At 68.3% G+C, this 18,813-nt stretch carries 18 protein-coding genes, 2 pseudogenes and 1 riboswitch; of the genes and pseudogenes, 8 read left to right on the top strand and 12 right to left on the bottom strand.

The features are described 5' to 3' along the window. Positions 1-1,026, bottom strand: a complete 1,026-nt coding sequence (gene ribD / locus LXX_RS02135; protein ID WP_011185432.1) for a bifunctional diaminohydroxyphosphoribosylaminopyrimidine deaminase/5-amino-6-(5-phosphoribosylamino)uracil reductase RibD — start codon at positions 1,024-1,026, stop codon at positions 1-3. 83 nt (positions 1,027-1,109) lie between these two features. After that, a riboswitch (FMN riboswitch) is annotated at positions 1,110-1,261 on the bottom strand. A gap of 553 nt (positions 1,262-1,814) precedes the next feature. On the opposite strand from ribD, the gene LXX_RS02145 reads away from it, so the two are divergent. The 5 genes from LXX_RS02145 (at position 1,815) to LXX_RS02170 (ending at position 6,580) form a co-directional block, all read left to right on the top strand. Further along, a complete protein-coding gene (locus LXX_RS02145; RefSeq protein ID WP_050737808.1) occupies positions 1,815-2,297 on the top strand; it encodes a DUF7617 domain-containing protein in 483 nt (160 codons plus the stop codon). 409 nt (positions 2,298-2,706) lie between these two features. Beyond that, on the top strand, positions 2,707-3,003 hold the full coding sequence (locus tag LXX_RS14770) for a hypothetical protein (protein ID WP_011185434.1): 297 nt from the start codon (positions 2,707-2,709) through the stop codon (positions 3,001-3,003). A gap of 663 nt (positions 3,004-3,666) precedes the next feature. Next, positions 3,667-4,395: an MIP/aquaporin family protein gene (locus tag LXX_RS02160; RefSeq protein WP_041768091.1), complete on the top strand. Its 729-nt coding sequence runs from the start codon at positions 3,667-3,669 to the stop codon at positions 4,393-4,395. A gap of 84 nt (positions 4,396-4,479) precedes the next feature. Next, positions 4,480-6,000: a glycerol kinase GlpK gene (gene glpK, locus LXX_RS02165; protein WP_011185436.1), complete on the top strand. Its 1,521-nt coding sequence runs from the start codon at positions 4,480-4,482 to the stop codon at positions 5,998-6,000. Between the two features lie 130 nt (positions 6,001-6,130). After that, positions 6,131-6,580 (top strand): hypothetical protein, encoded by a 450-nt coding sequence (locus tag LXX_RS02170; protein ID WP_011185437.1) that lies wholly within the window; start codon positions 6,131-6,133, stop codon positions 6,578-6,580. A gap of 49 nt (positions 6,581-6,629) precedes the next feature. On the opposite strand, the gene LXX_RS02175 is transcribed toward LXX_RS02170, so the two are convergent. The 10 genes from LXX_RS02175 to sdhC all read right to left on the bottom strand — a co-directional run bounded on the left by LXX_RS02175 (position 6,630) and on the right by sdhC (position 14,676). Then, positions 6,630-7,226, bottom strand: a complete 597-nt coding sequence (locus tag LXX_RS02175) for a GNAT family N-acetyltransferase (protein WP_011185438.1) — start codon at positions 7,224-7,226, stop codon at positions 6,630-6,632. Beyond that, positions 7,223-8,236: a tryptophan--tRNA ligase gene (gene trpS, locus LXX_RS02180; protein ID WP_011185439.1), complete on the bottom strand. Its 1,014-nt coding sequence runs from the start codon at positions 8,234-8,236 to the stop codon at positions 7,223-7,225. The genes LXX_RS02175 and trpS overlap by 4 nt, the downstream gene beginning before the upstream one ends. A 31-nt stretch (positions 8,237-8,267) precedes the next feature. Further along, entirely contained in the window at positions 8,268-9,104 is an 837-nt protein-coding gene (locus LXX_RS02185) for an exodeoxyribonuclease III (protein ID WP_011185440.1), read from the bottom strand. A gap of 9 nt (positions 9,105-9,113) precedes the next feature. Further along, positions 9,114-9,887, bottom strand: a complete 774-nt coding sequence (locus LXX_RS02190; RefSeq protein ID WP_223227694.1) for a YhjD/YihY/BrkB family envelope integrity protein — start codon at positions 9,885-9,887, stop codon at positions 9,114-9,116. 484 nt (positions 9,888-10,371) lie between these two features. Continuing rightward, entirely contained in the window at positions 10,372-10,593 is a 222-nt protein-coding gene (locus LXX_RS02195; protein WP_041767082.1) for a DUF4190 domain-containing protein, read from the bottom strand. A gap of 120 nt (positions 10,594-10,713) precedes the next feature. Further along, positions 10,714-11,097: a hypothetical protein gene (locus LXX_RS02200; RefSeq protein WP_050737809.1), complete on the bottom strand. Its 384-nt coding sequence runs from the start codon at positions 11,095-11,097 to the stop codon at positions 10,714-10,716. Positions 11,098-11,252: 155 nt separating this feature from the next. Then, the gene (locus LXX_RS02205; RefSeq protein ID WP_011185443.1) at positions 11,253-12,014 is read right to left on the bottom strand and encodes a succinate dehydrogenase iron-sulfur subunit; all 762 of its coding nucleotides are present in this window, start codon (positions 12,012-12,014) and stop codon (positions 11,253-11,255) included. Beyond that, positions 12,014-13,816, bottom strand: a complete 1,803-nt coding sequence (sdhA, locus tag LXX_RS02210; protein WP_011185444.1) for a succinate dehydrogenase flavoprotein subunit — start codon at positions 13,814-13,816, stop codon at positions 12,014-12,016. The genes LXX_RS02205 and sdhA overlap by 1 nt, the downstream gene beginning before the upstream one ends. Before the next feature lie 22 nt (positions 13,817-13,838). Next, positions 13,839-14,282 carry a succinate dehydrogenase hydrophobic membrane anchor subunit gene (locus tag LXX_RS02215; RefSeq protein ID WP_011185445.1) on the bottom strand — a complete coding sequence of 148 codons (444 nt, stop codon included), beginning with the start codon at positions 14,280-14,282 and terminating at the stop codon, positions 13,839-13,841. 1 nt (position 14,283) lies between these two features. Continuing rightward, entirely contained in the window at positions 14,284-14,676 is a 393-nt protein-coding gene (sdhC, locus tag LXX_RS02220) for a succinate dehydrogenase, cytochrome b556 subunit (protein ID WP_370558467.1), read from the bottom strand. A 214-nt stretch (positions 14,677-14,890) separates the two neighbouring features. On the opposite strand from sdhC, the gene LXX_RS02225 reads away from it, so the two are divergent. Then, positions 14,891-15,094 (top strand): hypothetical protein, encoded by a 204-nt coding sequence (locus LXX_RS02225; protein WP_223227695.1) that lies wholly within the window; start codon positions 14,891-14,893, stop codon positions 15,092-15,094. 34 nt (positions 15,095-15,128) lie between these two features. Here LXX_RS02225 and LXX_RS02230 read toward each other — a convergent pair whose 3' ends face one another. Then, positions 15,129-16,247, bottom strand: a complete 1,119-nt coding sequence (locus LXX_RS02230) for a mannose-1-phosphate guanylyltransferase (protein WP_041767084.1) — start codon at positions 16,245-16,247, stop codon at positions 15,129-15,131. Positions 16,248-16,321: 74 nt separating this feature from the next. Here LXX_RS02230 and LXX_RS13320 point away from each other — a divergent pair. Both LXX_RS13320 and LXX_RS02245 read left to right on the top strand, forming a co-directional pair. Beyond that, positions 16,322-17,488, top strand: a pseudogene (locus LXX_RS13320) (glycosyltransferase family 4 protein); the annotation flags it as partial. A gap of 65 nt (positions 17,489-17,553) precedes the next feature. Further along, positions 17,554-18,686: pseudogene (locus tag LXX_RS02245) on the top strand (magnesium and cobalt transport protein CorA). The last annotated feature ends 127 nt before the right edge of the window (positions 18,687-18,813 follow it).

An 18,813-nucleotide genomic window follows, 5' to 3' on the forward strand; every position in this document is an offset into this window, starting at 1 on the left:
TCAGCCTTCCTGGTCGGGGGCCGGGACCGGGACGGCCCGGAGGTGGAGGTCGCCGCCGAGTCGCTCGACGTTGAGGAGGCGAAGCCTGCGCTGTTCGCCGATGGTTGTGACGCCGATGTCGCCGAGGGCGAGCTGCGGTCCGCCGAGGAGGGACGGGGCCAGGTAGATCGCGTACTCGTCCACGAGTCCCGCGGCGACGAAGGCCCCCGAGAGGGTCGGGCCGCCTTCGACGTACACACGGCGGAACCCGCGCTGGTGGAGGTCGGCGACGACCTCCACCAGATCGTGTGTCTTCTCGACGATCACGGGCTGCGGGTGCCGGAAGACCGCCGCATCCCCGGGTACCGCGCGCGTGCCGACCACGACCGGCGTCGGCTGCCTCGGCAGCAGCTCGCCGGCATCCCCGCGAGCGGTCAGGCTGGGGTCGTCGGCGAGCACCGTTCCGGTTCCCACGACGATGGCGTCGGACGCCTCGCGCTGTTCGTGGACCCGCTGGCGAGCGGCCGTGCCGGTGATCCATCGCGAGGTGCCGTCTGCGGCGGCTGTGCGGCCGTCCAGACTGCTCGCCCACTTCACGGTGATGTGCGGGCGGCCCAGGCGGGCGACGGTCAGCCAGTCGTCCAGAAACTCTTCGATCTCGGCCGCGAGCACCCCGCCGGTCACCTCGACGCCGCCCTGGCGCAGCCGTTCGGCGCCCCCGCGGGAGCGCTCGCCGGGATCGGCGATGCCGTAGACGACGCGGGCGACGCCGGCGTCCAGCAGCGCCTCCGAGCACGGACCGGTGCGGCCCCAGTGGTTGCAGGGTTCGAGTGTGACGACGGCGGTCGTCCCGCGGGCGCCGCCCTCGGGCAGCTTGCCGAGCGCGTCCGCTTCGGCGTGCGGGGTGCCGGCGCCGCGGTGGAAGCCCTTGGCGATCGTGCGGCCATCGGCGTCGAGGAGCACGCAGCCCACGCGCGGGTTCACCCCTGCCGCCGGGCCGTTGGCGGCCAGCCGCAACGCTGCCCGCATCGGGTCTTCCCACGTCATCGCGATGCCGTCCTGTCTCTTGAGACGTCTTCCGGGGAGGGGGTCGCGACGGTTCGCTGCGCGGGCGGCCGACACCGGCCGCCGACGTGCGCCTCCCATCCGGACTGAGCGCCAGGGCGGAACCTGGACGCATTACCGTCGGCACCGGAATTCCACCGGTTCAGCAGCGGGCTCTCACCCTCCGCTCGCGGACTGTCACCGCCGGTTCGGACTCTCACCGACCCCGGAGCACGTATTTTCTATGCCGAGTCTAGCTAACGCACCCGTAGGCATTTTCTATTCCCGCTTAATCTGACCGGGCGCACCCGTAAGCCTCTTCTCCACAAGCAGATAAAAACGTATGTTTTATGTTTGTGATTTTCTTAAAAATATATTCGGTATCCGAGCAGTTGCAGGGGGAGGTGGGGCGCTGCTCGGCGCCGCGCTCCTGCTCGGCGCCGCCCCCATCCCGGATCCCGCTCCCGCACCCGTGCAGGCCCGTACGATCGCGGGCTCGCCCGATGACCTGTCCTCCAAAGTGTGTACCGGCACGGCCGCGACGCACACGCAGATCGAGACCCCGGACGGCGTGGTTCCGACGGTGTACGCTCTCGCCGGGGACACTCTCGATTTCTACGGCGAGACGAAAGCCTGCCAGAACGTGATCACGCCCGCCGACGCGCTGGAGTGGGGTTTCACCGCCTCCGAAATCGCCTGGACTCTGCGGCCGGCGGTCGGCGCCGCGCAGCCCCTGGGCGCGGGCACGGTCCTCAAAGAGGGGAGAGACACCGTCCCCAACCACCAGCCTGGTGAGCCGCACGCTGACGACGGGGGACGACAACGCGCGACTGTCCTTCGGCATCCCGGTTCCGGTGGAGTCGCCCAATGGCATGGATTTCTCGGGGACGGTGACCACGGTGATCCTGCGCGTGGTCGACCCCGGCCTCGAACTGGTCAAGGAGGTCTGCGTCGCCGGCAGTGAAGCCGCGTGCGATGTCGCTGACGATGCCGTGTGGTCGTCGCGGGCCGTGGTCGACTCCGGCGCCGATGCGTTCTGGCGGCTCACAGCCACCAACACCGGCAACATCGCCCTGAACGGCGTGCGCGTCGCGGCCGATGTGCTAACCGACGGTGCCGCCGCGGACAACACCTGCGTCGGAGCGGCGATCGCCGCGACGCTGCTCCCGGGCTCCAGTGCTGCGATCCGCTGCACGACCTCCTCGCTCATCGGGGACCGGCCGGTGAACCACGCCAAGCTGACGAGTTCGTTCACCGACCCCGATCCACGGTAGCGGCTCATCGAGCGCTACGGCAGCGGCGGGGTCGAGTCGAATGTCTCGCAGGCCGATGTGCTCATCCCGGCTCCCGCTCTCGCGTTCAGCAAACAGGTCTGTGAGACCGGCGCCGGTTGCGACCTGGCCGATGACGCGCAGTGGGTCGACCACGCGACCCTGCCGCTCGGCGTCGAGGCGCAGTGGCGGCTGACGGCGACGAACACGGGCAATGTGCCGATTGCGGACGTCGTGGTGTCCCTCGAAGAGCTCAGCGGCGGGATGACCGGCACGAGCGCCGAGTGCTCGGCTCTCGCCTTCGGAACACTCGCCGTGGGACAGTCGGTGTCGGCCGAGTGTGCGACCACCGGGATCGCGGACACGTCCCAGGACACCGTGAACACGGCGGCCGTCACGGGGCAGCCGCTGGATGACGACGGCCAGCCGCTCGGGAGCGCGATCGACTCCGAGCGAGCGAGCGAGCGCGTCTGTCGCGATCTCCGCGTTCATCCAGGCGCCGATCGTCACGCCGAACAGCCCGGACGCCGCAGGCGCCCCGGGTTCCGCAGACGGCCCGGCCGCCTCGCTCGCCGCGAACGCTCGCGGTGCGCGCGACCTCGCCCAGAAGGGCCTCGACATCGGACTGCTTTCCGCGGCGACGCTGGCCATCCTCGCGGTGGGCGGGTCGCTCCTCGCGCTGTTCCGGAAGCGTCGCGTCCGCGTCTGACCCCGCGCTCCGAAAGGGCGGCCCGGTGCCGTCTGGTCGTCCAGCGACCAGCGCCCGGGCCGTTCCTTCGTTCACGACCAGGTCCGTGAGGAGGTCCGCGGCCAGCGCACCGCGCAGGCTGTTCACCGTCGACGCATCAGGACCGTGGACCGATCTCACCAATGGTGCGCTGGATCGGGCCACCCGGTACATGGGGGCGCCAGGGGGTCGCATATCGTGCTCGACCCCCCCCAACTCATGGCGGCCTGCCAGGGTCGTGAGATCTCTTCGAGAACGACGACGGCCGAATCGTCCTCATTGAGCCGCCGAAGGGCCGTGCGATGGTCGGCGTCACCGCACCTGTCGGAGGTCTTTCTTCGCCGCACCAGCCTCGCGTTCACCGGCGCTGTCAGTGTCCCGCTCGTGCGCGAAATCGCGGAAATCGCGGAAAATGCCCTCGGATGCTCGCCAAAGCGGCGCACAGAGGAGGAAGATACTTTCCAATCGGAACTAGCCGACGCTCACCGGGTGCGTCTCGCGTCAGGGGACGGCGGCGAGGCCGTGGCGTTTCGATAACAAGAGCCACCTCTCATTGCGTATCTCGGGTGCGAGTCAACTGAACAACTGGAGGTCAACGTGGACAATATCGGTGTGGATTTCCTGTCCGAATTGGTCGGAACGGCGATGCTGGTCCTTCTCGGCACTGGTGTCGTGGCGAATGTCGCCCTCATCAAGAACAAGGGCTTCAACGGCGGGTTCCTGATGGTGAACATCGGCTGGGGCATCGCGGTGTTCTCGGGCGTCGTCGTCGCTTACAACTCGGGCGCCCACTTGAACCCGGCGGTGACGTTGGGACTGGTGGCGAACGGCGCGACCGAGTTCGGCAACAAGGACGCGCACACCCTGGTGGATGTGAGCTTCGCCACGATCGCGCTCTTCATCCTGGCTCAGCTGATCGGCGCTTTCATCGGCGCTGTGTTCACCTGGCTGGCGTACAAGAAGCACTTCGACGAGGAGCCCGAGCCCGCCAACAAGCTCGGCGTGTTCTCGACCGGCCCGGCCATCCGCAGCTACGCGTGGAACCTCATCACGGAGATCATCGGCACGTTCGTCCTGGTTTTCGTTGTGATCGCGTTCGGCCACCAGCCCGGCAACAATGTCGGCCTCGCCGCGCTTGGCGCGCTCCCCGTCGCCCTGCTGGTGATCGGCATCGGCGCGAGTCTCGGCGGTCCGACCGGGTATGCGATCAACCCGGCCCGTGACCTCGGCCCTCGCCTCGCGCACGCCGTGCTGCCCATCAAAGGCAAAGGCTCCAGCGATTGGTCCTACTCTTGGATACCGGTTGTTGGCCCGATCGTCGGCGGTCTCCTGGCAGGCTGGCTGGCCATCGTCCTGCTGCCGATCCTGATGTAGAGCCCGCCTCAGGCACAACCCGGGGCCGGCCGGGGAGACCCGGCCGGCCCTTCCGTCTCACCCCCGAACAAAGGAGTCATCGCTATGGCTGAATACATCGTCGCTATCGACCAAGGCACAACAAGCACCCGGGCGATCATCTTCGACAAGTCCGGGTCGATCGTCTCGACCGGGCAATTGGAGCACGAGCAGATCTTCCCGAAGCCGGGCTGGGTCGAGCACAACCCCGTCGAGATCTGGAACAACACCCGCGAGGTCATCGGGCAGGCGCTCTCGAAGGCCGATCTGACCCGCCACGACATCGCGGCGGTGGGCATCACCAACCAGCGCGAGACCGCGGTGGTGTGGGACAAGAACACCGGGGAGCCGGTCTACAACGCGATCGTCTGGCAGGACACCCGAACGCAGCCGATCGTGGACCGGCTCGCCGCGGAGGGCGGCGTCGAGCGCTTCAAGCCGATCGTGGGCCTCCCGCTCGCGACCTATTTCTCGGGAACCAAGATCGTGTGGATACTCGAGAACGTCGAGGGAGTCCGCGAGCGCGCCGAACGCGGCGATCTGCTGTTCGGCACCACCGAAAGCTGGGTCCTCTGGAACCTCACCGGTGGCACCGACGGCGGTGTGCATGCCACCGATGTGACCAACGCCTCCCGCACCCTGTTCATGGACCTGGAGACGCTGAGCTGGCGGGACGACATCCTCGACGTGTTCGGGGTGCCCAAGTCGATGCTCCCGGAGATCAAGAGCTCTTCCGAGGTCTACGGCGCGGTCGAGTCGTCGAGCTTGCTCCGCGAGGTGCCCGTGGCGGGCATCCTGGGCGACCAGCAGGCCGCTACGTTCGGCCAGGCGGCGTTCGATCCGGGTGAGTCCAAGAACACCTACGGCACCGGCAACTTCCTCATCTTCAACACAGGGGAAGAGATCGTCCACTCCAAGAACGGCCTCCTCACCACGCTCGGCTACAAGCTGGGCGACGGCAAACCGCACTACGCCCTGGAGGGCTCGATCGCTGTCACCGGTTCGCTGGTGCAGTGGCTGCGCGACAACCTCGGCGTCATCTCGAGCGCTCCCGAGATCGAGGAGCTGGCCCAAACGGTCGAGGACAACGGCGGCGCTTACTTCGTGCCGGCGTTGTCCGGGCTGTTCGCACCGTACTGGCGCGCGGACGCACGCGGTGCGCTCGTGGGTCTGACCCGCTATGTGAACAAGGGCCACATCGCCCGCGCCGCCCTGGAAGCGACCGCGTTTCAGACCCGTGAGGTGCTGGACGCGGTGAACGCGGACTCGGGCGTCGACCTCACGGAGCTGAAGGTGGACGGCGGCATGATCGCCAACAACACCCTGATGCAGTTCCAGGCCGACATCCTGGGCGTTCCCGTCGTCCGTCCGGTCGTCGCCGAGACCACCGCTCTCGGCGCCGCCTACGCCGCCGGCCTCGCTACCGGCTTCTGGGAGAACCTGGACGATCTGCGCAAGAACTGGAAGGAGGACCGCCGCTGGGAGCCCAAGATGGATGCCGCCGAGCGCGACCGCCAGCTCCGCCTCTGGAAGAAGGCCGTGACGAAGACCTTCGACTGGGTGGACGACGACGTGCGCAACGGCTGATCTCTCACCTGCAGAAAGCGCCGTCCGGCTGGCGTCGGGCGGCGCTTTCTGCGCGCCGGGCGCGGTCCGCCCCGAACTGGGGCCAGCAACCAGTTTCGTCCGTATTTTAGAGGACACTAGTCTCGGTGCCATGCCTCGTGGCACCGAACGGCGGGGGCGGAAAGGGGTGGTTCCGATGGACATCAACGGCATCCGCATCGCGGACACGGCGCTGCTGCATGTGCTGGCCGGCCTTGAGCCGGGCACACCGGTCGTGTTCGTCTCGGACAACGCGACGTGGGCGCCGGCGCCGGCGCTGCGCTGGCACGAGTCGCTGGAGTCGCTGGCGACGGCGCTCGCCCGAGCGGTGCGGATCAGCGAAGAGGTCCCGATCCTCGGCTGGCTGGAAGAGCCGATGGACGACCACGCCTACGAGAGCGCATTCACCGTCATGAGCATCGCGGCGCACAGCGTCAACGGCCGCCTGCGCACCGTTCTGCTGACGGCTCAGGAGATGAACAGGGCGCTGCCGGAGGAGGCCCTGGTCATCCAGGCGCCGGGCACCGGCTCAGCGTGGACCTTCGCCCTCGTCACCCGCTGACACGGCAGCGGGCTGCGGTCGAGGCCGAACAGCACGACCCGAGGAGCGGTCACAGCGACAGCTGAACGAAGGTCGCGTCCGGCCAGTCGCCGGCCGGCGCCCGTGGGTCGTCGGCGAGTATTCCCGCCTGCCAGCGGTCGCGGCGCACCCCGCCCTGCGCGATCCCGAGCCGTGCTGTGCCCTCGAACCGGAACCCGGCGCTGCGGGCGATGGCGGCGCTCGCGGCGTTGCCCGCGATGGCGTGCCACACTACCCGGTGCAGGCCGAGACCGGCCGGTGCGCCCGCGAAGGCGAAATCGAGCACCAGCGCCACCGCTTCGGATATGTAGCCGCGGCCGCGTGCCTCCCGGCCCAGCCAGAAGCCGATCTCGGCGGCGCCGTCGTGGATATCGTGCAGTCCGGCCATCCCGTGCAGCGCCCCCTCCGCCCGGACACCCCAGATGCAAACCCGGCCGCTCGCCCAGCCGTCCGCGACCATCCTGGTGACGAAGCCCTCGCCGTCGGAGCGGCGGTAAGGGCTGGGCACTGTCGTCCACGCGGAGACCTCGGGATCTTGGCAGAGCTCCACGATCCGGTCGATGTCGTCCGTCGTCGGCGCGGCGAGCGTCACCCGTTCCCCGGTCAGCACCACCGGCGCCGCGGTCATCGGCGCGTGGGTTGCAGGAAGCCGATGGCTTCGTAAGCTTTGGCGAGCGTGATCTCGGCGGCTTCGCCCGCCCGGGCGGCGTTGCCGGCCAGGATGCGGTCGAGCTCGGCCGGGTCGGCCAGCAATTCCAGGGTGCGCTCGCGAATCGGGCCGAGAGCGTCGACCACCACCTCCACGAGCCCCTTCTTGAAGTCGCCGTAGCCCTTGCCCTCGTAGTCGAGCTCGATCTGCTGGATGGCGCGGCCCGACAGCGCGGAGTAGATGCTGAGCAGGTTGCTGACGCCCGGTTTGCCTGCGCGGTCGTAGGAGACCACACCGTCGGTGTCTGTCACGGCGCGCATGATCTTCTTACGGGCGATGTCTGGTTCGTCCAGGAGCCAGACGATCCCGGCCCCGGAGTCGGCGGACTTCGACATTTTCGACTCCGGGCTCTGCAGGTCGTAGATGCGCGCCCCGTCCTTGAGGATCATCGCCTGCGGCACCACGAACGTCTCACCGAACCGGCTGTTGAAGCGCTCGGCCAGGTCGCGGGTCAGCTCGACATGCTGGCGCTGGTCGTCGCCGACCGGGACCACATCGGCGTCGAACAGCAGGATGTCGGCGGCCATGAGCACCGGGTAGGTGAACAGTCCGACCGAGGTCGCCTCCGCGCCCTGTTTGGCGGATTTGTCTTTGAATTGCGTCATGCGCGCGGCCTCGCCGTAGCCGGTGATGGTGCTCAGCACCCAGGCGAGTTGCGCGTGCGCCGGAACGTGCGACTGCACGTAGAGGGTGGAAACGGAAGGGTCGATGCCCGCCGCGATGTACTGGGCCGCGGTGCGGCGCGTCTTCTCGCGGAGGTCGTGAGGGTCCTGCGCCACGGTGATCGCGTGCAGATCGACCACCGAGAAGAACGCGTCGTGCGCCGCCTGCAGTTCCTTCCACTGCAGGAGGGCGCCGACGTAGTTGCCGAGGTGCAGTGAGTCCGCGGAGGGCTGCATTCCCGAGTAGAGGCGGGGGGAGTCAGTCATGTGTGTGCTTTCGGGGGAGTGGAGGCGGAGGTCAGAGGGCGTAGTCGACGACCACGGGAGTGTGGTCCGACCATCGCTCGGCGTATGACGCCGCCCGGTCCACGGAGTAGTCCGTCACTGTCGCCGCGAGCGCGGGCGTCGCCAGCTGGTAGTCGATGCGCCAGCCCGTGTCATTGTCGAACGCCTGGCCGCGCCACGTCCACCAGGTGTAGGGGCCGTCGACCTCACCGGCCCACTTGCGCCCGACATCTACCCAGCCGAGGCCAGCGCCGTCGTTGTAACCGGGCTCGTCCTCGGCGCCGAGGATGCGGTCGAAGTACGCGCGCTCCTCCGGGAGGAACCCTGCCCGCTTGACGTTGCCCCTCCAGTTGCGGATGTCGAGGGTGCGGTGGCCGACGTTGAGGTCGCCCAGCACGACCCCGTGCTCGCTGTGCGCGGCGAGCACGGGCAGCCGCGCCTCCACCGCGTCGAGGAAGGTGTACTTGTCGGCCTGCTTCGGGGTCCCCGCCTCGCCGGAGTGGACGTAGGCGCTGACCACGGTGATCGCTTTCCCGCCCACTTCGTAGTCCGCTTCGAGCCAGCGGCCGGCGCTGTCGAAGCCGGCCGGTCCGAGCCCCGCCCGGTGGACCACTGCGCGGCGCCGGGAGGCGATCGCGACGCCTGCCCTGCCCTTCGCGGTGGCCGGGTCGTGCAGGATGTCCCACTCGTCGCCGAGCAGCCCCAGCAGGTCGTCGGTGGAGGCGCGCACCTCCTGGATGGCCAGGATGTCGACATCGCGAGCGTCGAGCCACGTCCCCATGCCTCTGCGGAACGCGGCACGGATGCCGTTGACGTTGATCGTCGCGACGCGCAGGTGTTCAGAGGGCATGGTCCCACCCTAGTGGGGACGGCCGACGCTCCCTCCGTCGAGCAGATCGTTGAGCCCGTGCTCAGCCTTCTCGACTTTCCGCTGGGCGCCGGGCTGGGCCAGGAAGCGCGCGGCGGCGCGGGCGTCGCGCGCGTTCTGCAGCTCCGCCTTCGCGACGAGGACGCGCGCCCGGTGCTTGGCTGCGGCCTGTTCGGGCGTGATCGTGCGCGGCGAGATCCCGCTGTCGAACATCCCGACCGCGATCCAGGAAGCCGACATCAGGATCACGCGCGAGACGAGGTTGAACCAGAACAGCAGACCGACGAACACCGCGAAGGTCGCCAGTAGCGGATTCTTGGTCGCTGCGCCGAGCAGCAGACCGCCGAGGGCGCTCAGCCCGGCGAGCACCAGCGCCCCGAGCAGCACGCCGGAGAACAAGTTCCGCCAGGGGATCGCGACACGCGACATCACCCGGAACAGTGCGCCCAGCGTGACGATGTTCAGCAGGACCGACACCAGCAGACCCGACAGCCTCGCCACGGCGCTGGTCCAGAACGCGTCGGAGCTGAGTCCCACCAGTGCGAGCACGAAGGTGAGCGCCTGTGTGCTCACGAATGTCAGCAGTGCGGAGACGACGAGAACCAGCCCGAAAGCGAGCGCGAGGAACAGATCGCGGATCTTCTGCAACACGTAGTTCGTTGTGTCCCGGCTGAGCCCGAACACGGCACGGACCGCCTGGCGGGTGTAGTAGAGCCAGCCGATGGCCGTCCAGAGCAATCCGATCGCGGCGATGACCCCGCCCATCCGTACGCCGTCGCCTGCGACAGCTGCGACGAGCCGATCACCCCGGTGCTGGTCGAGGTCTGGAGCAGACCGGGGACCGCCCGGTTGATGAGCGAGGCCAGTGCGTCGAAGAGCTCCGGGTTGCTGTTCAGCCCGATGCCCGCCACCGAGAAACCGAGCCAGACGGCCGCGAAGATCGCGAACAGCGACTGGAAACCCATCCCGGCGGCCCGCAGGTTCCCATCGGAGTGGGCGTAGTTGAGGTAGACGCGGTAGGGCCGCAGCGCCTGCACCCGCTCCCCCCAGCGCGAGACCCGCGCAACCGGCCGCTCAAGCCGCTCTCGCAGCGTCTCCTCCGGTGGGACCGTCTTCTCGGTGTGCTGCCGGGCGGGGGCCGGCTTCGCCGGGCGACGGGAGTTCTGGGGCACGCAGCAAGGATAGCGAGGTGCGGGGTGCGGCAGCCCCGGGCGAGGGAGGCTCTCCCCCGCCCGGCGGCGGACCGTCGTCAGTAGCTCGTGGTGTAGTCCATCGATGCGGCGATGCCCGCGGCGATGATCGTCATGATGATGAGCAGGGTGTAGAAGGCGATGGCGGCGTACCCGATCACGAGTCCGGCGATCGCGAGCCCGCGTCCGCCCTCGCCCGTGCGCTTGATCTGGCCGATGGCGATGTGGCCGCAGACCACGCCGGCGATCGGGAAGACGAAGGCGCCGATGAGCGCGATGATCGAGAGGACGTTCGTGCCGCTTTTCTGCGGTGGGTAGGGCTGTGCCGGGTGAGGGGCGGCAGGGGGTAGACGGTGTTGTTCTGGTCGGTCATAGTAGTGTCTCCGTTGTGAAGTGTTGTTCTAGTGGTGAGCGACATCGGTTGCGAGAACGCCCGAAGTGTGAAGGGCGGCCGCGATGGCGTTGGCCGTCTCCTGGAAGGCGGCGTCGGTCTTGGCCGCGCCGATTGCGCCGCCCTTGAGGACCCCGCCGGCCATGTTGCGGTTGAGGCGGGCGACCAGGCGCCCTTCCGCGTCGACCATGAAGTCGACGGTGAGGGTCACCTGGAAGTTCTTTCCGGCCAAACCTCCGAGCCAGATGGTCGCTGCGTCGCTGCCGCGTTTGGCGAGAAGGCCGCCCGAGGGCGTCGAGGTCACGGCGAACCCCTGGGATCGAACCGCCTCGGCGACGATCCGCCGACCCGATTCGTGGTCGCCAGAGAGGAAGAAATCGTGTGCGGTGGACATGGTCCTTCTTGTGTCTGAGGTTTCGCGTCTGAGATGTTAGGGTCTTGGATTTTCGGTATGCTCTGCAAGATGCTACACGTCTCAGGTCTTTTTGCCGAAAAGCCGACGCCTCCCCGGCCGACTCGGCCGGGGAGGCGTCGGAAAGCCTCTGGGGCCTACGGCTTCCCGCGCATGACGGCCTGCTTGACCTCGGCGATGGCCTGGGTGACCTGGATGCCGCGGGGGCAGGCGTCGGTGCAGTTGAAGGTTGTGCGGCAGCGCCAGACGCCCTCCTTGTCGTTCAGGATGTCGAGGCGCACCTGCGCGTTGTCGTCGCGGGAGTCGAAGATGAAGCGGTGGGCGTTCACGATCGCAGCCGGGCCGAAGTACTGGCCGTCGGTCCAGAAGACCGGGCAGGACGAGGTACACGCGGCGCACAGGATGCACTTGGTCGTGTCGTCGAAGCGAGCGCGGTCGGCGACGGACTGGATGCGCTCCTTGTCCTCCGGCGGCGTGCTGTTGGCGATGAGGAAGGGCTGAACCTCGCGGTAGCTGGCGAAGAACGGCTCCATGTCGACGATGAGATCCTTTTCCAGCGGCAGGCCCTTGATCGCCTCGACGTAGATCGGCTTGGAGATGTCCAGGTCTTTGATCAGCGTCTTGCAGGCCAGGCGGTTGCGGCCGTTGATCCGCATCGCGTCGGAGCCGCAGATGCCGTGGGCGCAGGAGCGGCGGAAGGTGAGCGAGCCGTCCTGCTCCCACTTGATCTTGTGCAGCGCGTCCAGGATGCGGTCGGTCGGGTACAGCTCGACGTCGAAGTCCTGCCAGCGCGGCTCGGTGTCCTTCTCCGGGTCGAAGCGGCGGATGATCAGTGTGACGGTGAACGACGGGATGGGGGCTTCGGGAGCCGGGGGAGTCTCCAGTACGGCGGTCGACATCAGTACTTCCTCTCCATCGGCTGGTAGCGGGTCACGACGACCGGCTTCCAATCGAGCGTGATGTGGTCCGCCGCATCGGCCGAGTGCGGGTCGCCGGTGAGGTAGGCCATCGTGTGCTTCATGTAGTTCTCGTCGTCGCGCTTAGGGAAGTCGTCGCGCATGTGCCCGCCGCGGGATTCCTTGCGGTTGCGGGCGGAGTAGACGACCACCTCGGCGAGGTCGAGCAGGAAGCCGAGCTCGACGGCCTCCAGCAGGTTGGTGTTGTAGCGCTTGCCCTTGTCCTGCACGACCACGTTCTTGTAGCGCTCGCGGAGCGTGTGGATGGTGCCGGTGACCTTCTCCAGCGATTCGTCGGTGCGGAACACCTGGGCGTTCCGGTCCATCTCGTCCTGCAGCTCTTTGCGGATGGCGGCGATGCGCTCGGTGCCGGTGGAGGTGCGGAGGCCCTCGATCAGCTCGCGGACGTTCTTGGCCGGGTCCTCCGGCAGCGGCACGGCCGTCGCGGTCTTCGCGTACTCGACCGCGTTGGTGCCGGCGCGCTTGCCGAACACGTTGATGTCGAGCAGGGAGTTGGTGCCCAGACGGTTCGAGCCGTGTACCGAGACGCACGCGCACTCGCCGGCGGCGTAGAGGCCCGGCACGACGGTCGTGTTGTCGCGCAGCACCTCGGCGCTGACATTGGTCGGGATGCCGCCCATCGCGTAGTGCGCGGTCGGCATGACCGGAACCGGCTCGACCACCGGGTCCACGCCCAGGTAGGTGCGGGCGAACTCGGTGATGTCCGGGAGCTTCGTCTCCAGCACCTCCGCGCACAGGTGGGTGCAGTCGAGCAGCACGTAGTCCTTGTGCGGCCCGGCGCCGCGGCCCTCCGCGACCTCCTGGACCATGCAGCGGGCGACGATGTCGCGCGGGGCGAGGTCCTTGATGGTCGGCGCGTACCGCTCCATGAAGCGCTCGCCGCTCGCGTTGCGGAGGATGGCGCCCTCGCCGCGCGCACCCTCGGTGAGGAGGATGCCGAGGCCGGCCAGACCGGTCGGGTGGAACTGGAAGAACTCCATGTCCTCCAGCGGGAGCTTCTTGCGCCAGATGATGCCGACGCCGTCGCCCGTGAGGGTGTGCGCGTTGGAGGTCGTCTTGAAGATCTTGCCGAAGCCGCCGGTGGCGAAGATGATCGCCTTCGAGTGGAAGACGTGCAGCTCGCCGGTCGCCAGCTCGTAGGCGACGACGCCCGCGGGCTGGTCGACGCCGTCGACCTCGTTCATGATCACATCGAGCACGTAGAACTCGTTGAAGAAGTTGATGCCGAGCTTGACGCAGTTCTGGAACAGGGTCTGCAGGATCATGTGGCCGGTGCGGTCGGCCGCGTAGCAGGCGCGGCGGACCGGGGCCTTGCCGTGGTCGCGGGTGTGACCGCCGAAGCGGCGCTGGTCGATCTTGCCCTCGGGCGTGCGGTTGAACGGCAAGCCCATGTTCTCCAGGTCGATGACCGCGTCGATGGCCTCCTTGGCGAGGATCTCCGCCGCGTCCTGGTCGACCAGATAGTCGCCGCCCTTGACCGTGTCGAAGGTGTGCCACTCCCAGCTGTCCTCCTCCACGTTGGCGAGCGCTGCGGCCATGCCGCCCTGCGCCGCGCCGGTGTGGGAGCGGGTGGGGTAGAGCTTCGAGATGACCGCGACCTTCGCGTGAGGTCCGGCCTCGATGGCCGCGCGCATCCCGGCGCCACCGGCGCCGACGATGACGATGTCGAACTCGTGGTAGTGGACACCGTCGATGACGGTGGATTCGGTCGTGTCAGTTGTCACAGCTCTTTGTTTTCCGTCAGTCTCACTTGGCCGGGCAGAACGAGGGCAGCTGGCCGGCTGCGGCGCCGGCGGGGCACGGGTCGAACGTGAAGATCACGAGCGTTCCCAGAACGATCAGCACGACGACCGCGGCCGCGATGGCCCCCTTGAGGATGCGGTTGAGCGTCGCATTGGCGGTGTAGTCGTTGACCAGGGTCCGCATCCCGTTGCCGCCGTGGATGAGGGCCAGCCACAGCATCAGCAGGTCCCAGACCTGCCAGAACGGGGTGGCGTACTTGCCGGCGACGAAGGCGAAGTCGATCTGCTTCACGCCGTCGCCGAGGACGAGGTTGATCAGCAGGTGGCCGAAGATGAGGACGACCAGGACCACGCCGGAGGCGCGCATGTAGACCCAGCCCCACTTCTCCCAGTTGTCGCCTTTGCGGGCGGGGCGGGCCGGCGTGCGCGGCGTCTCGATGGTCGTCACGTCACTTCACCTCCGAGAAGATGTGGGTCAGCTGCACCGGCACGAAACCGGCCATCAGGATGACCCACAGGGCGATGACGGTCCAGAACATGGCCTTCTGGTACGTGACGCCTTTGCTCCAGAAGTCGATCAGGATGATGCGCAGGCCGTTCAAGGCGTGGAACACGATGGCCGCGACGAGGGCGATCTCGCCGAGTCCCATGATCGGGTTCTTGTAGGTGCCGATGACCGCGTTGTACGCCTCCGGGCTGACCCGGATGAGCGAGGTGTCCAGGATGTGGACGAGAAGGAAGAAGAAGATCGCGACGCCGGTGATGCGGTGAAGGACCCACGACCACATCCCTTCGCGGCCGCGGTACAGAGTTCCCCCGGGCCGGTTCTTTGTCGGTCGCAGGGTCCCTGCCGCTTGCTTTGGCACGAACAACCCTCCCTGGGGTGCATGTCGCTGACGGAAGGCGCGAATAGCGCGTCCTCCATCCTATGCTGCGCGGGCTTCCCACGCCTCTTAGGGTGTCCTCAGCTCTCTCGACATCGAGATAAGTGGGCGACCGGTTGACGCGGATTCGCGACGGCGTACCGTCCGGGCTGTGACACAGGACGAACCCGTCATGGACGGGAGCACGGAGGCCGCCGACAGCGCGAAAATGGCCGGCATTGTGGAGCAGGTGCGCGCCGATCTGCACCTGCTGCCGCTCGAAGGCAGCGAGAAGCTGCTGCGCGAGCGCTTCGGCCAGGCCGGTCTCGCGGTGGACGACGCGGAGATCGGCCGGATCGCGCGCGAGGTGCAAAGCGGCCCCTCGGCGGTGGGCTGAGCCTCAACAGGCTGCGCTGAGAAGTGGGCCTGCGCTACAGCACGTCTGTCGAGCCGGTCAGCTTGAGCGCGTCCACGACCGCCTTCACCCGCTGTGCGTTCTCGCTCGTCGTCACGAGAAGGGCGTCGGGGGTGTCCACGACGACGATGTCTTTCACACCGATAAGGCTTATGACGCGCTTCGACTGGCTCACGACGATGCCGCTGGACGCATCGGAGAGCACCCGGGCGTCTTCCCCGAGGATGGCGAGATCCGATTTGCGCCCGCCCGAGTTCAGCTTCGCCAGCGAGGCGAAGTCGCCCACATCGTCCCAGTCGAAGGAGCCCGGGATCACCGCGAGCCGGCCGCCGGCTGCGGCGGGCTCTGCCACCGAGTAATCGATGGCGATCTTCTCAAGCGCCGGCCAGATCCGGTCGACGGCCGGCCCGCGGGTGGCCGGGTTGTCCCAGGCGGCGGCGAGCTCCTGAAGCCCGGCGAGGAGCTGCGGGCGGGAGCGGCCGATCTCCTCCAGCAGGCGGCTGGCGCGGGCGATGAACATCCCCGCGTTCCACAGATGCCGGCCGCCGGCGAGGTAGCGCTCGGCGGTGGCGTGGTCGGGCTTCTCGACGAAGGAGTCGACCGTCAGCGCGCTCGGGGCGCCAGGGACGGCGAGGGCGGCGCCGGTCTGGATGTAGCCGAAGCCGACGGCCGCCTCGGTCGGTTTGATGCCGATCGTGGCGATGTGGCCGGCATCGGCGGCGGCGGCGGCTTCGCGCACGGCGGCGGCGAAGAGCGGTTCGTTCTGGATCACGTGATCGGCCGCGAACGAGCCGACGATGACACCGGGCTCCCGTTGTTCGAGGATCGCAGCGGCCAGCCCGATCGCGGCCGTCGAGTCCCGCGGCTCCGACTCCAGGACGATGTTCGGATCAGTGAGAGCGGGCAGCTGCGCCTCCACCGCGGCCCGGTGCGCCCGCCCGGTGACGACCATGATCCGCTGCTCGCCCGCGAGTGGGGCCAGTCTGTCCCAGGTGTCCCGCAGCAGGGTCTGACCCGATCCGGTCAGATCGTGCAGGAACTTCGGAGCGTCGGCCCGGGAGAGCGGCCACAGCCGGGAGCCGATGCCGCCCGCGGGGATGACGCCGTAGAAGCGGTCGAGGGGGGATGTCGTCATGGCGAAAGAATACCGAGCGGCCCTGGACACCTGCCGTTCACGGGCAGGAAACCTGCGCGGCGCACACTGGCGGCATGCGCGTGGCCATCGTCAGCGAGAGTTTCCTCCCCACGGTGAACGGGGTCACGACGAGCGTCCTGCGGGTGTTCGACGAACTGGCCGCGCGCGGGCACGAGGCGATCGTGATCTGCCCGGACGCGGGCGCGCCGGCGGAATACGCCGGCTTCCGCATCCACCAGGTGCCCTCGGTCGCTTACCGGCAGTTTCCGGTGGGGCTGCCGAGCCCGCAGATGCAGCGCATCCTGGCCCGGTTCGCGCCCGATGTCCTGTACGCGGCGTCGCCGTTCTTCCTGGGCGCCCAGGCGATCGCGGCGGCCAACCGGCTGGGGGTGCCGTCGGTCGCGGTCTATCAGACGGATGTCGCCGGTTTCGCGCGGCGCAACGGCTTCGGGATGACATCGGCCATCGCCTGGAAGTACGTCGGCTGGGTCCACGAGGGCGCCGATGTGACCCTCGCGCCCTCCGCCGCCTCCGAGTACGACCTGAGGACGGCGGGAGTGAAGCGGCTGGGGCGCTGGGGCCTCGGGGTCGACCTGGAGCGCTACCACCCGAACAATCGCACCGCCCGCGCGGCCGTCGAACTGCGCGAGCGGCTGTCTCCGCACGGTGAGACGGTCGTGGGCTATGTCGGGCGGGTCGCCCCGGAGAAGCAGGTGGAGCGCCTGGCCTCGTTGCGCGGCCTGCCGGGCGTGTCGGTGGCGATCGTGGGCGATGGGCCGTCGCTCCCGGCTGTCTTCGGCGAGCTGAGCGGGATGGAGGTCGCTTGGCTCGGGCGGCTCAGCGGCGCCGAGCTCGCGGCGGCGTACGCGGCGTTCGATGTCTTCGTCCACACCGGCTCCGAGGAGACGTTCGGCCAGACTGTGCAGGAGGCGCACGCTTCCGGGCTCCCCGTCGTCGCGCCGTGGGCGGGCGGGCCGATCGACCTCGTCTATCACGGTGTGGACGGGCTGCTGTTCCCGCAGGCCGATGACAGAGCGCTGCGCGCGGCCGTCGCCATGCTGGTCCGGGACGCGCCGCTGCGGCTCCGGATGGGGGAGGCGGGACGGCGGGCTGTGCTCGGGCGCGGCTGGGATGTGCTCGTCGCCGAATTGATCGGGTACTACGAACACGTCATCGCGAACGCATGCACAGCGACCGCGCAGGAAAGCGGGCAGCGCATCCGCAGACAGCGCGCGTACAGTTGTGGCCCAGCGCCCCCGGGCGACCAGCGGCCTCCGACTGTCTGCACCCGCACCTGGAGCGAACGATGGCGAACCCGAACCGACGCGGCATCCCGATGCCCTTCACGTCCCGGTCGCGTCGCGGCGACCCTCTCCGCTCGCCGTCGCCGTCCCCTGTCGAGCGCTCGCCCGCGCAGCGTTCCAGCATGGTCGACAGCGCGATCTACGCGGACGGCGTGCGCGTCGCATCGCCGCAGACCCTGGCCGAGATCTACCGCGCGCTCGACCACACACCGGGCGGGGTCGCCTGGATCGGCCTCTACCGGCCGAGCGAGCAGGAGCTCATGTCGCTCGCGGAGGAGTTCAACCTCCACCCGCTCGCGATCGAAGACGCGATCGTCGCGCATCAGCGGCCGAAGCTGGAACGCTACGACACGGTGCTCTTCGTCGTGCTCAAGGCGGCTAACTATCTGGATGTCCCCGAGCAGGTCGACTTCGGCGAGCTGCATCTCTTCGTCGGGCCGAACTTCGTGATCACCGTCCGCCACAGCGAGTCGCCCGACCTCTTCACCGTGCGGCAGCGGATGGAGCGTGAGCGCGACCTGCTCGCCCTCGGTCCGCAGGTCGTCCTGTACGCCATCATCGACGCTGTCGTGGACGCTTACAGCCCCGTCGTCGCGGGCCTTGCCAACGACATCGACGAGATCGAGACGCAGGTGTTCGGCGGGGACGCCCTGGTCTCCCGGCGCATCTACGAACTCTCGCGCGAGGTCATCGACTTCCAGCGCGCGACGCACCCCCTCTTCGCCGTCATGGTGGCGCTCGAACGCGGCTCCTCGAAATACGGCGTGACCCAGGAACTCGAACGCCGCCTGCGTGATGTCGCCGACCACCTCACCCAGGTGAACGAGTGCGTCGACGGCTTCCGCTACCTGCTGCGTGACATCCTGACGGTGAACTCGACCCTCGTCTCCGAGCGCCAGAACGAGGAGATGACCCGCCTCGCGCACTACAGCCGCCGCCAGGGCGAAGAGGTCAAGAAGATCTCCTCGTGGGCGGCCATCCTGTTCGCGCCCTCTCTCATCGTGGGTGTCTACGGGATGAACTTCACCCATATGCCGGAGCTGGAAGGCCGCTGGGCTATCCGATGGCGGTGCTCGCGATGCTGGGGCTGAGCACGCTGCTGTACGCGATCTTCAAGCGGCGCGGCTGGCTGTAGGCGCAACCGCCTGCCGGGAGCGCGATCGCGAACGTCCTCCGGTCCCGTCGAAGGCGGCGGAATCGTGCCGGTTCGCGCGCATCGACGCCAGTGTGCTCAAATGAGTACATGCCAATCGGCGAGCGTT

The sequence above is a fragment of the Leifsonia xyli subsp. xyli str. CTCB07 genome (genome assembly GCF_000007665.1).
GTDB lineage: Bacteria > Actinomycetota > Actinomycetes > Actinomycetales > Microbacteriaceae > Leifsonia > Leifsonia xyli_C.